The organism is Shewanella marinintestina (assembly GCF_023283845.1).
GTDB classification, from domain to species: Bacteria; Pseudomonadota; Gammaproteobacteria; order Enterobacterales; family Shewanellaceae; genus Shewanella; species Shewanella marinintestina.
In genome coordinates, this window is sequence record NZ_JAKILC010000001.1 from 49,709 (window position 1) to 63,628 (window position 13,920).

The following is a 13,920-nucleotide window of genomic DNA, read 5'->3' on the forward strand; positions in this document are numbered from 1 at the left end:
CTAAAGAGTTCTGCTAAAAGTAACTCAATTTTCTTTAAATGCTAATCAAAACTTTACCTATATAAAGCTGATTCAGCCTCGAATTGCCTTTCCATGTGCTTATTAATACTTTTCGGGAAATTATCAGGTTGAGCTTCAAACTCACATTTTCAAAATACATACTTTCAAAACAAAAAAGCCCGAGCACTTAGCCCGGGCTTTCAATTCAGTAAGAACCATTGTTTAACTGACTGTTGCTGGTTCGCTTATTGGCTCTTCAACCCGCGACTTGCTGCCTATCATGCGTTTAATGTCTTCAATCATAATGTACAAGCAAGGGATTAACACTAACGTCACTACAGTCGCAAACAAAACACCAAAGGCTAAAGACACTGCCATAGGGATCACCATCTGCGCTTGCATACTGGTTTCCGTCATTATCGGCACTAAGCCAATAAAGGTTGTTAGTGAAGTCAGTAAGATTGCTCTAAAGCGTCGACAACCGGCTTCAAGTACCGACAACTTCATGGCCACACCGGATTCTCTGGATTTATTGATGTAATCTACCATCACCAAAGAGTCATTCACCACTACACCCGCTGCTGCGATAATACCAAACACCGAAAGGGCACTTAAGTCCAAACCAAGTAACATATGCCCAAGCACTGAGCCAATCACACCAAATGGGATCACAGCCATAATCATAATCGGCTGTGAATAGGATTTAAGTGGAATAGCGAGTAGGCTGTAGATCACCAACATAGAGATTAAGAAGTCTCTTAATTGGGTATCTGCGCTATCAAGCTGCTCTTGAATATTGCCTGACACCTCACTTTTTACGCGAGGATACTTAGCTAATAACTCAGGTAGGAAGTTATCGCGAATATCTTTCGCTAGTTTAAATGGCTCTGCTTGGTCAGCATCAACCGAGCCCCACACATTAATCGTACGGTTACCATTTTCGCGGCGAATACTATTCACTCCATCAGTCACCACAATAGCGGCAACTTCAGACAATGGGATTTCAGCGCCTTGTGGAGTTTTAATCATCACATCTGAAACTTGAGCAATGGAGTTACGTTGCTCCTCAGGGTAACGCAGCATCACTTTAATCTCTTCACCGTTGCGCAAAATACGCTGGGCTTCAAGACCGTAAAAACTATTACCCACCTGACGAGCGATATTGGCAAGGGTTAATCCTAAGCTATGGGCTAGGGGTTTTAGTTCAAACTGGATCTCTTTAGCACTCGATTGACGACTATCATTGACATCGCCAACACCTTTTAGGGTATTTAACTTAGCCTTTAACTCTTTTGCAGCTGCAACTAGCTGAGCGTCATCTTTACCTTCTAACCTAAAGCTAATATCACCGTCATCACGGCCACCACCAAACAAGTTGTCTTGAATAGTGAAAGACTTCATTCCAGGGATAGACGGCATGTTTTGACGCCAAAGCTCGGCAACGGCAAAAGTATCGATAGGACGAACTTCAGGGTCAACGAGTTTTGTTCTGATCTCTGCAGCCGTTCGACCGCGAAGCTCAACCTGAAGATCTGAAATCATATTCTGGCCGTACTCAGCTTCAATTTGCTTATCGACTTGTTTAAGCGCTTTCTCAATGGCCAAAGCTGCCGACAAGGTAGAACGCTCAGACGCATCAATGTTCATTTCAAATGAGATCCGAGGGAAATCGTGTGGGATCTTAGGCTGACCAATAAAGCGCACTAAACCACCGGCATATAGGCCTGCGCACACCATAATCAAGCTAATGAACACCATAATAACCGTGTAGCGATACTTAACTGCAACTTCTAACGACGGACGATAATACTTAATGATTAAAATCTTTAAACCGCTATCGACTTTATCCTGCAAGAAGTTAACGATGTTTCTTAGCCAATCTAAAGGATTCTTAGAGCCAGGTTTAACTATGGTCTTTTGCTTCATTCTCGCCAAGTGAGCCGGCAAGATAAGCTTAGACTCAATCAATGAGAAGATAAGACAAAGAATAACCACAAACCCGATGGCTTGGCCAAATGCTGAAGAAGGGCCGTCATCCATGGTTATCGGTAAAAATGCCGCAATGGTAGTGAGAACACCAAAAGTTGCAGGCATCGCAACACGCTTAACACCGCGAATAACATTATCTAACGTCTGGCCTTTTTCTTCGCATTCTGCGTGAGCACTTTCTCCCATCACAATGGCATCATCGACCACAATACCCAGCACTAAGATAAAGGCAAAAAGACTAATCACGTTGATCGTGACATCTATCATTCCTAGCGGCATGAATAGCAGGGTACCGAGGAAACACACAGGCAAGCCCATCATTACCCAAAACGCTAGACGAACACGTAAAAACAGAGCTAACAATATGAAGACTAATACCGCGCCGCTTTTCATGCTGTCTAACATGAGATCTAAGCGACCCTCAAGGTAATAAGTCATATCCACCCAAGGCTCTAACTTAACGCCTTGTGGTAACACTTTTTGTTTTTCTGCAATGTATCCTTTAACGACATCAGCAACATCTGTCAGGCTTTGATCGTTAGCTGCACCAATAAAGAAAGTAACTGAGTTTTTCCCGTTAAACTTTGAGTATTGAATGCCTTCTTCAAAACCATCGATAACAGTTGCTACATCACCCAGTAATAGCGTAGTACCATCTTCAAGAGTAATAAGTGGTAAGCTTTCAAACTCATAACCGACATAAGCTTGGTTTTGTACTCGAAGATTAATGTAGCCGTTTTCAGCGCGAATTTGTCCAGCAGACATATTGCGCGAATAGCCTCGCACAGCTTCAGCGACATCGTTAAACCCTAATCCAAATTCACGTAATCTATCTTTACTGACTTCTATAGCGATTTCATAACCGAGACCGCCGTAAAAATCTGTGATGTTTACTTTTGGAAGTTGTAGCAATTCATCATGAATTTTTTCGCCAAGATCTTTAAGTTGGCGCTGGGATAAATCGCCATAAAGACTCATATACATCACTTCTTGACGGATCTTAATCCGCTCAACCTTAGGGCGCTCCATCCCATCAGGGAAACTGGAAATAGAGTCAATTTCAGATTTTACTTCCTCAAGCACTACCTGAGGGTCGTATGAATCTTCAATTCTAAAATAACCCGACGACATATTACGGTTAGAGTAAGTGATAACGCGTTTAAGACCTTGAACACTTTCAAGTGCTTCCTCAATCTTAATCGTGATCCCTTCTTCTACTTCTTGCGGCGCTGCACCAGGATAGACCGCATTGAACTCTAACCAGTTAATTTCAACTGCGGGGAAAAACTGTTTACGGATCGTATTAGCGGTGAGAAGACCACCTAACAAGATGATAATCATCAGTAAGTTTGCTGCAACACTGTTACGGGCAAACCAAGCGATAATGCCTTTATTAGTATCGATCATGAATTAGTCCTTCTCTTCCATCGCTAATTGCGTGGCTTGCGGCTCTTTCGTATCATCATCGAGCGTTGCTTCTTGCGGCAAAGCGAGCTGCATGCCTTCAATAGGATAATCAAGCGCAGAAGTGATCACATTCGCGCCTTCTTCAAGGCCAGCAGACACAATCACTTTTGAACCTATTTGGCGCATAATAGTAATGTCTTTATACCTAAGCTTACCTTCATGATCTAAGATAGCGACTTGGTTATTTATGACTAGATGCCTTGGTAGTTCAGCGACTTGTCCTGCATGGCTACCGTCAATACTTGCGGTGACATAAGTGCCATAACGCAACTCACTACCATTTGAGCCCTTGCTATTCGTTTTAAGACCGTAAGGGTCAACAACTTCAGCCACTAAATAAGTCATTCGGCTACGATTATCAATAACGCCTTCACTTCTCACGATTGTTGCAGGCCATTGCTGCATTTGCCCTGCAAATTCACCGGTTAATACAACCTCGGCGCCTTTGCCTTTACTATCTAAAAACTGCAGCTCTTTATCGGCGATTGGTAAGCGTATTTCGGCGTGAGCAGTACTTAATACTTTTCCAAGGGGAGTCCCCATACTCACGTATGATCCTAAGCCGATATTGCGCGCTTCAATGAGTGCATCATATGGTGCTTTGATAATGGTTCTTTCTAAATTACGATTAGCGCGTTTAAGCCCAGCTTCTGAAGAGTTAAGCTTGGCAACTTCTTGCGCCAGCTGTGGCTTACGTAAACTGAGTTCTGTTGGAACGCCATTTTCAATACGTTTCCATTCTTCCTCAGCAACTTTACCAAATGCTTTTTCTTGCACTAAGGTTGCTCTGGCTGAAGCCATGTTAGCTTTGGCATCGATTAGCGCAGCTTCATAATCACTTGGATCGATTTTAGCTAAAACATCGCCTTTTTTAACAAATCCACCTTTGACAAAGGCTTCTGATAAATAAACAATTTCACCGTTTACTTGTGATACCAGTTCTGTTTCATATTTGGCACTGACAACACCGTAGGAGCTAACAGCAAAGCTCATTGGATGGATCTCTACCGCTTGAACTGAAACAAGTGGGGTAGTATCCAATTCTTCTTTCTCTTCTGGTGGTTTTTTCATTGCTGACATGCCAATAAACCCAGCTACGCCAACGGCGATAACGACTATAGGTAAAATGATCTGTTTTTTTGTAGCCACAAACACGTCCTCTTGTTGAAGCACTCCACTCTATACACAATCTTTTACTGCTTGCTAAAGATAATATGAGCAAATCTAATTAGAATTTTGATTGTATGTTAATTGAATTGGTGAGTTGTGACAGGCAGATTATGTAAACGTGTGTGACGAAAAACGCGTATTACCTCGATTACGTTTTAAGTTTTATCTTCACAAAGTCGGTGCGCCAATTGAGCAGCACTCCCTATGCTGTTGATATGTAATTATTTTATTAAGATTTATTTAAGTTTCAAACTAGCCCATGTTCAAAACTACGCTTTTAACGGTTATTTACATTTATGTAAAAAATTAGCAATTCTGCGAATTCTGCTGCCAATGATTGCTATGAATTAGGCGTAGTTAATATTATTTCTGCTCATTTTGTCTTATTTGTTTACCTTAAAGCGTAAAGTAATGCTTGCTAATGGTTGTTTTTGATTGAACTGAACAGCTAAAACGACTCATCGGGCTTCGTAGCACATAAGCAAAACATTGGGTTAGTTTAGAATACGGTAGGGCAGTTAAGCCTATATGGATGTGTTGCGATGTTCGGGCAATATATCGAAACTGCTAATAGGTCGTATTCTGGTAATAAGTAATATTCTGGTAATAGTAATATTAAAGGGGGGATCAATCGCTGCACAAGCCTAAAGCTGGCCAATCTGTAGGTTTTGAACTGATTACTTCAGCCTAAACGACCTTAAACGTAAAAGGGCAACCATTGTTAAAGGCGCCCAAATAAAAAAGCCCTAACTTCGATGACTCAGTTAGGGCTGATAAATTTTGCGTTAAAACAATAAGTTATCCGCAGCACTTCTTATATTTGTTACCGCTTCCGCAAACACATGGGTCGTTACGGTTTGGTGTTTTTTCAAATCGAGTGGTTTGAGGCTTATTTAATAAACCTTCAAGTAACACGATGTTTTCAGCTTGGTCAGCATCAACAGTAATCACGCCCACCAGCTGGTTATCAGCAAGTAACTGGTTCACTTCAGCTTCTCTTTCTGCTGTTTGCACAACAAGTTGAAGCGGGTTTTCAGTCGTGCCCACTTTTATTTCACGCTTTGTATTGTAACCATAGCTTTCGTGCTTAGGCTTTGGCGTTTTACGGCCTTTAAAAAAGAATTTGTCAGACATCGCTATGGTGCTCAGTGTAGATAAACATAAATTTAGGCAAGCTTATACTATAAAAACCGTTCAAGTGGTACTTAAGTCGGTATTTATCGCCTTTTTTAAGCCAAAAATTAGCCGTTCTGTGATTTAACGTTACCAGTTACGGCTATAGCTGGTGGACATATTTTGCAGAACCAACTTTTAGCAAATCTGTCTAAATAGTCAGTGCTGTAATACACTTTTTTAGGTTTCTGGCTAAGAAACGGCTGCCACTTAGTCATATAAGGCTAAATTTATTGCCTTAGCGCGATATCTTAGACGTTTTGGTATTTCCGCATCAGCTAAAACTTTGATAAAATCGGCGCAAATTAAAGGAGAGCTTTACTATGCCAGTTTATGTTGTGGGCCACAAAATCCCAGATTCAGATTCAATTTGTGGTGCTATCGCACTTGCACACCTAAAAAACCAGATCGGTGAAGAGTCAGTTGCTACGCGTTTAGGTGATATTTCACCAGAAACGGCTTTCATTCTAGAAAAATTTGGTTTTGACGCACCTGAGCTTAAGCTTAGCTATGCTGGCGAAGAAGTGTATATCGTTGACCACTCAGAGCTAACTCAAGCACCGGATGACATCGCTGAAGCGACGATTGTTGGTATTGTTGATCACCATAAACTGGGTGACTTAACAACTTCAACACCACTCGAGTGCTGGATCCGCCCAGTAGGTTGTAGTAACACCGTCATTAAGATGATGTACGATTTCTACAATGTTGAGATCCCAAAAAATATCGCAGGCATTATGCTTTGCGCTATTTTAAGCGACACGGTTATCTTCAAGTCACCAACTTGCACTACCGCTGACATTAAGTGTGTAGAAGCACTAGCTAAAATCGCTGGCGTTACAGATTTCAAAGAGTTGGGCATGGATATGTTCAAAGTAAAATCTGCAGTTGAAGGTACACCAGCACGTGATCTTGTTATGCGTGACTTTAAAGACTTCAACATGAACGGTAACCTTGTCGGGATCGGTCAGCTAGAAGTTATCGATTTATCAGTGTTTGACGATATTAAAGCTGAACTAGAAGCTGATATCGCAGCACTTAAAGCCGAAGGCAACCGTCACAGCGTACTATTGTTACTGACTGATATCATGAAAGAAGGTTCAGAAATGCTAATCGTCAGTGACGACCTGGCAAAAGTTGAATCTGCTTATAACTGCAAGTCAGAAAACAACAAAGTTTGGTTAGATGGTGTATTAAGCCGTAAGAAGCAAGTAGTACCACCACTACAAGATGTTTTCGCTTAATTAAGCAAACAACACATATTAGAAAGGCCGAACACATGTTCGGCCTTTTTGTTTAATGCGTTAACACGTAATCAAAGCGCTAGTCTTTACTGTCTTGCTTTCGTAAACTATTGAGCCTTGCATATGCCAAACCAAGAATACTGGTTTTAGGGTATTGCCCCTTAGCATTAACATTACCCACTTTAGTGTCGGTAAGCAGTTCGATTGCTTGATCTACATGGCTAATGGCCCAGATATGGAACTTTCCTTTTTCAACCGCTTCCACAATATCTTGACGTAACATTAAGTTATGTACGTTTGATTGCGGAATGATGACGCCTTGAGTATCTTTACGACCTTTGATTTTACACACATCAAAGAAGCCTTCGATTTTCTCGTTAACGCCACCAATTGGTTGCGCTTCACCAAATTGATTCATTGAGCCGGTAATCGCAATATCTTGTCTTAAACCGACATTGGCAAATGACGACAGCATGGCACAAAGTTCTGCCATCGTGGCGCTATCACCGTCCACACCACCATAAGATTGCTCAAAGGTGAGGTGAGTAGACAATGGGATCTTATCCGTTTTACCCAAAATAGATGCAATATAAGCGGTTAGGATCATCACACCTTTAGAGTGAATGCTACCACTAAGCTCGACATTACGTTCAATATCAAATACGCGGCCTTCGCCAAATGCGGTTGTGGCAGTGATCCGACTTGGTGCGCCAAATTGATAATCTGTTGTCGACATAACAGAGAGCGCGTTAACCTGGCCAACTGTGGTGCCAGCGGTACTCATTAAGGTTGTACCGTTAACGAAGCTTTGCATAAAGTCGTCTTTAGCACGGCAAATACGCTTTTCTTTGTTCGCCAACGCTTGTTCAACATGGCTAACACGGATCATATTGGCATTCACCGCTTGGGCGCAGTAGTTGGCCTCTCTAAGCAAATTAGCAATATCAACTGAGTGCAACGACAACATATTCTGGTCGTCAGCCTGTCTTGAACTGAACTCAATCACCCTTGCTATCGCTTTTCTGTCGCAATGCAGCATTTTATTGCTGTGAACGATGCTCGAGATAAACTGGGCATATTGCGTTTCAGATTTATCCGTTCTTGGCATTCTATCTTCAAAATCGGCGGTTACTCTAAATAGCTCAGTAAACTCAGCGTCGTACTGTTGCAGCAACTTATAAGTGGCAAAGTCACCAAACAAAATGATTTTTACATCCAGTGGAATCGCTTCAGGATCGAGCGAAATTGTCCCTGAAAGCGTCACTTCACGTTCAAGTGAAGTCAGGCTTAATTTACGTGAGCGCAGCGCACGTTTTAAACCATCCCATACATAAGGGTGCTCAAGCACTTTAACCGCATCAATCATTAATACACCACCATTCGCTTTGTGTAAGCTACCAGGGCGGATCAGTGAAAAATCGGTAAATACTGTGCCCTTATAAGTGGCGTTTTCAACATAGCCGAAAATGGTGTGGTAGTTAGGTGTTTCTTCGACAATGATTGGCTGCATTTGCGATGCTTGAGAAACTAAGACATTAATCTGATAACGTCTTGGCATCTTTTTACTCATCGAAGCGTAGGCAAGGGCAGCTTGCTCCTCACTTTCTTCTAAAAAGATGTCGAGGTTATCCAGAATGTCCTTATGCATGGCTTTAATGTACGCCTTAACATTGGGATGTTCTTTGTATTGTTCAACTAGCGCGTCAAGCACATGCGCCAGCACGCCGTCTGCGACTTGCTCATCATGCTTTTGTTGCTTTTCAGCATACTCTTCTTCCCAAACCGTAATTTGGCGTACTATACCTCTAAGCTGTGCCTCAAATTTAGAAATCGATGCCTGCATCTTATCTTGCTCTTTGGCAGATAATGCAAGGTAGCTTTCTTCACTGTGCGGCTCTTCACCATTCATGGCGACGAGCTCATAACTGCCTTGTGGCGAGATGGAAAGGCCGATGCAATCTAGCTTGGCTTCTTCTGTGAGTAACACTAATGCTTCTTCTTGCTTAGCAGCAAGCTGGTTCTTAAGCTTATCGGCGCGGGTGTAATACATTTCGTTATCGAACGCTAATGGCAGCGACTTAAGCAGTTTGCCCATTAGTTTTTCAATATCTTTTTTAAAGGTTAATCCCATACCAGCTGGTAGCTTAAGTACTTTGGGGCTACGGGTATCATCAAAATTAACTACATAACACCAGTCATAAAGCGTGCGGCCATTAGCATTAGGCGCTTGTCGATTTAGATGGCGCAGCACCATAGTGCGCTTTCCAAGGCCATTACGGCCTAAGGCATAGATGTTGTAGCCTTTTTCTTTCATTGATAGGGCAAACTCTACCGCTTGTTGCGCTCTAGCCTGACCGACGATTTCATCTAACGGTTCTAAGTGTTTAGTTGACTTACAGTCTGAAGATAGTTTTTTAAGCGCTGATGCGCGGTACAGCTTGGTGCTGTTGAGAGGTTTAATTGGCATAATGCATCCTCCTGATGACTGTCAATAATTTTACTCTATACCAGTTACCTGCAAGATTTCGCTATTTTTTTTCTAAAAGGGGAATATTTAAACAATTAAAGCACTTAACTGCCGATAAATTAATCGAAAGGCCTATTTCATTGTCATTCAGCTAAGTTTGCATCGTCATTAAACTAAGTTTGCTCTGAATTTATACAAGCAAGTTTCAAAGATTGGCTGCAAACGCATTTAGAAAGCTGATTTAGCAAACGGCTTAATCTTTAAAATACAAAAAGATGGCTGATTAGCCTAGCTAGCTGGCCTAGATAATTGCCGAGCTAGATATCGAGAAGTTTGAGGTTATGTAGAGGAGTTACTGTAAAAGCGTTCAGTAAAGCTTGAGGTGTTGAGTTTACCATTTAAGCTCGAGGTTAAATTTGCTCGGCATTCTTTAATAATCAGAAAATAGCTAACTTAACGAGGTACATTACCGAGATAAATTAGCTATTGAGATCCCCAATAAAGTTAAGTCCTTTTGTTAAAGTCCTTTTAGGTATTGAGCATGGGTTGTATCAGTAATTAATTCTGCTAGATCACTAGCTAGATCGCCGTTAAGTTGCTCATTAACTTGTATAAGCGCAGCCAATGCGCTTGTTTTCCAGCGACTAACGGTATCAATTGAACGCAAATCAAATAGTACTGAGTCAAACTTGCCGCTAAGTTCGGTCAATATAGCAGGGTTATAAAAATGCTGATTGCCATAAAGCGCATTATGCTCACGACGTTTCTTATCAATAACAAAATCAACGCCTTTTACGTTTGTAATTGATGTCGACTTTTTACACACAGTTAAGCATTCGTCGTCCATTACTGATTTATCGCAACCAGAGGACTGTATAAATAGGCACTGGCGGCTGCTCATCAACATGATGGGGTGATAAACACTGTAATGCAGACTGAAATTATGCGGCGCCTTTATCGACTTTAGCTGGTTTTTATTAAGCTCATTCGATAAAAATGCGCCGCTACAGCCCTGTTGCTGCAAGCAATACAAGCTTATCGAATTACTGATATTTAAATAAGGGCCGGCAATCCAAGCAATGCTGAGTTCATTGGCAATAACGCCAACACCGCTATTATTGGTGACGATGCGCTTAGGCTTAATCTGCTTTAATAGCGTTTTCGCGGCTGCTAAGTCATTTTCCATTATCACAGCGCCAAACCAAGGAATAAGATCAGGCTCCTCTGCGAACAACCATGCAAGTTTGTCTTGCTCAGCTGTAATAGCATCCGGCACAAGATAGTATGCCGTTATTTCAGAACTTGAAGCTTGTTCTAAGCATTGCTGTTTTAGCTGTTTATATAGGGCTAAATCACGGCGACTGGCAATTAGTACCGAAAGCGCAGTGCTTTGGTTATCTTGCTCTAATGGCTTAGCGTTTAATTGGTTTGAAGCTTCCGCCGTACGTGCATCAATTAGCATTAGCTGACTACGAATATGTTGTAAGGTTACTGGCTCAACGGCTTGTCGACCTTGGTTTAAGCCCATAACTATCTGGCGTTTCATCTCTGTTAGGTCTTTAAAAGGTACAAACAGATCTTGGCCTAGGTTTTCAAAGCAAATATGACCCAGCTGGTATTCTGCGTTACTAAAGCTTTGAAAGCGCTTAGCTAGTTCCTCATGGGTTAAGCCATACTTATCTGACTCAGTTAAACATGATGCCGAACTTACCGAAAACTCACGATTTTGAGCCGGTGTTAACTGATGATACTGATGTTCATTAACCAATACTTTTATGGTTAATAGCTGATTTGCATCGCCAGCAATAAACAAGCTAATAACAGGCTTTTCTAAATTCAATTTAGCAATTTTATCGCCAACAGTTGTAATAATCTGGGTTTTCTCGTCATAAAGTGCTTTGGCAACTGTGATGCTCTCATTCGCTAACGGCTTTAGTGATGCTATGTGGCTAAAATGCTGTACCGCATTATCTCGAGGATTATCGATATACATGCTTTTACCGATAGCGCCTTGCAGGTAGCCATTTGAAAAGTCGCGATTAAACACCGTATATAAAGGGGTTTTATCCAAGCTTGTTGTTAAGTTTTGCTCAAGACGACTTATCTGTTTACGCCAAGTTTCGATTACCCGAAAAACATAATGCGACTTCTTAATTCTGCCTTCGACTTTTAACGAGTCTGCGCCTGCAGCGTAAAGAGCATCAAGATCGGCAAAAGCTGAGTTATCTTTGAGATTTAACGGGTACTGAGCGCCCGCATCTGTCGTTTGGTATTGGTCACGGCAAGGCTGGCTGCAGCGGCCACGATTTCCTGAGTTGCCTCCGTGGGCTGAGCTGAAATAGCAAAGGCCAGAGAAACCAATACAGTTTGAGCCGTGCACAAACACTTCAGTCATCATGTTTATTGCATGGGCTTTGTCTGACATCTGTTTGATTTCATTAAGGCTTAATTCACGCGATAAATTAGCGCGCGACGCGCCAAGATCACCTAAAAACTGCAACTGAGCAGTATTATGGGTTGTCACCTGCGTGGAAGCATGAATGTCGAGAGTCGGATAGTGATGTTTTAACAAATAGAAAAGACCAAGATCTTGAACTATCACGCCATCAATAGCGGTATTAACCAATTGGTTTAATAGTTTAAGCAATGCTGGTAGCTCTTGCTCTAATACAATAATATTCAGCGTTAAGAACAGTTGGCAATTATGACTATGGGCAATACGCAGTAATCCATGTAAATCGTCAAAACTTAAATTTTCTGCACGCGTACGGGCATTAAAACTGTTTAAGCCACAATAAACAGCGTCAGCGCCTGCCACAATAGCGGCCTTAATTGACTCAATGTCACCACCTGGTGCGAGTAATTCAAGTTTTTTCATGGTTTTCCTAGTATGTAACTCGTTATTGATGCCAACGATAACGTGCAGAGATAAGCGGGGATTTCTGGACAGAAAATGCAGCGTCATTGTAAAAGCTGAGCGACTGGATATCTATGTCAGTGAAATGTATTTTTCTAAACTATGATATCGATCCTATAGCTTGCTTAGCACTCGCTTAACTTCTGTCTTGGTATAGATTAGTTTTTTGAATACATTTTTGAATACATTTAGAAATAAAAACCGCCTAAGTCTTAAACCCAACTCAGGCAAAATGTCGCTAAGGTGCGATAAATATAGCATTAACGCAGAATTGTTTAGCATTAATACAATTCATGCACAATTTATACGCATAAGATCCTGCTTATAGGTTTTTTTAAAGAGTATTAGTCTGGTTTAGTGTAAGCTAAATGTTCTTGTTCTCAAGTAATTACTACTCGGAATACCACCTGTTTTCACTTAGAAGTCCACTATGTTTTACAATCAAAATATCGCTGAACGTTTTCCAAAAGGTAGGTTTGCTATGTGGAGCGTATACAGCTTCACGGGCGCGTCTATTTTAGCCTCAATCATCTTTTCATTATTACTATTTCTATCGATTGATGACGACCCTGTCATGCAGTTATTGTTTGGTGGATTAGCGGTTATTTTTGAACTGGGCAAATTCTTTGCTTGGTATGAAGTAGGCGAGCGTTATTCACGTAAAAACTTCTTTGGTATGTTTTCGGCGCTAGGCTTTTATGCGGTATTAGCGGCTATTTCTATCGGCGGCTCGATTGGTGGCATTAATAGTGCCACCAACAAAGCCCAAGAGCATGTTCAAGTACAGCAAAGCAAGGTAAACGCCTTTAACATGCAAATTGCTGCGATCGACAAGCAGATTGAGCTAAATAACGTCGCGGCAGAAAAGTACATTCAAATGGAACGTATTGCTACTGGCGTAACTCGCATTCAAAAAGAAAACAATATATTGCGTGAGCAACAACAGAAGTTAGCGATGCAGCGTGATAGTGTACCTGTTGTTAGCCAAGGTTCTATCGTTGGCTTGATCGACAGTTTAGCGCAGTCACTTAACATCAAAGCGGAAACAGCCCAATTAGGTTTAGTGGTATTTTTATCGATTCTTCTAGACTTTTTTGCCGCTTTCTTTGTTGGTTTAATCGGTGAAGAAAATCGATTTAGACAGCGTTTCAAGCAGCAATCGCAACAGTTGGAGCCCATTACATTGGATGCATACCGTCGTATACACAGTGAGCATTCGGAGTATATTCCACACTTTGAGCCTAAGCAGTTACCAGAAGCTGAGCCCAAAAGTATGTATGAGCAAGTTATTGATGTTCTTACTGAGAAGCGTGTGAACTGCACCAAGCGTGCGGTAAGTCAATATCTTAATATCACCACTGAAGAAGTTGATGAGATTTTTGCAAAAATGTTCGCCGCTGGCGTAGTCAGTAAAAAACCAAATAATCATTATCAATGGCATGGCGTAACAAACGCATCGAGTGATGAGCCAGAGGCCGCTTAATTAGCCTAAA

Annotated in this window: 7 protein-coding genes; 2 read left to right on the top strand and 5 right to left on the bottom strand. The window is 41.5% G+C overall.

The window, feature by feature from the left end; genetic code table 11:
* Positions 1 to 222: 222 nt before the first annotated feature.
* The 3 genes from L2747_RS00260 to L2747_RS00270 form a co-directional block, all read right to left on the bottom strand.
* Positions 223 to 3,396, bottom strand: coding sequence for an efflux RND transporter permease subunit (locus L2747_RS00260; protein WP_248997132.1), 3,174 nt, complete (start codon positions 3,394 to 3,396; stop codon positions 223 to 225).
* Positions 3,397 to 3,399: 3 nt separating this feature from the next.
* Entirely contained in the window at positions 3,400 to 4,605 is a 1,206-nt protein-coding gene (locus tag L2747_RS00265) for an efflux RND transporter periplasmic adaptor subunit (protein ID WP_248997133.1), read from the bottom strand.
* 819 nt (positions 4,606 to 5,424) lie between these two features.
* On the bottom strand, positions 5,425 to 5,760 hold the full coding sequence (locus tag L2747_RS00270; protein ID WP_248997134.1) for a PBPRA1643 family SWIM/SEC-C metal-binding motif protein: 336 nt from the start codon (positions 5,758 to 5,760) through the stop codon (positions 5,425 to 5,427).
* A 362-nt stretch (positions 5,761 to 6,122) separates the two neighbouring features.
* Here L2747_RS00270 and L2747_RS00275 point away from each other — a divergent pair, with 362 nt between their 5' ends.
* A complete protein-coding gene (locus L2747_RS00275; protein WP_248997135.1) occupies positions 6,123 to 7,043 on the top strand; it encodes a manganese-dependent inorganic pyrophosphatase in 921 nt (306 codons plus the stop codon).
* 79 nt (positions 7,044 to 7,122) lie between these two features.
* Here L2747_RS00275 and L2747_RS00280 read toward each other — a convergent pair whose 3' ends face one another.
* Complete coding sequence (locus L2747_RS00280; protein ID WP_248997136.1) at positions 7,123 to 9,510, bottom strand: ATP-binding protein; 2,388 nt, start codon at positions 9,508 to 9,510, stop codon at positions 7,123 to 7,125.
* 517 nt (positions 9,511 to 10,027) lie between these two features.
* A complete protein-coding gene (locus L2747_RS00285; RefSeq protein WP_248997137.1) occupies positions 10,028 to 12,388 on the bottom strand; it encodes a peptidase U32 family protein in 2,361 nt (786 codons plus the stop codon).
* A 469-nt stretch (positions 12,389 to 12,857) separates the two neighbouring features.
* On the opposite strand from L2747_RS00285, the gene L2747_RS00290 reads away from it, so the two are divergent.
* Positions 12,858 to 13,910: a Preprotein translocase subunit SecY gene (locus L2747_RS00290; RefSeq protein ID WP_248997138.1), complete on the top strand. Its 1,053-nt coding sequence runs from the start codon at positions 12,858 to 12,860 to the stop codon at positions 13,908 to 13,910.
* Positions 13,911 to 13,920 lie beyond the last annotated feature (10 nt).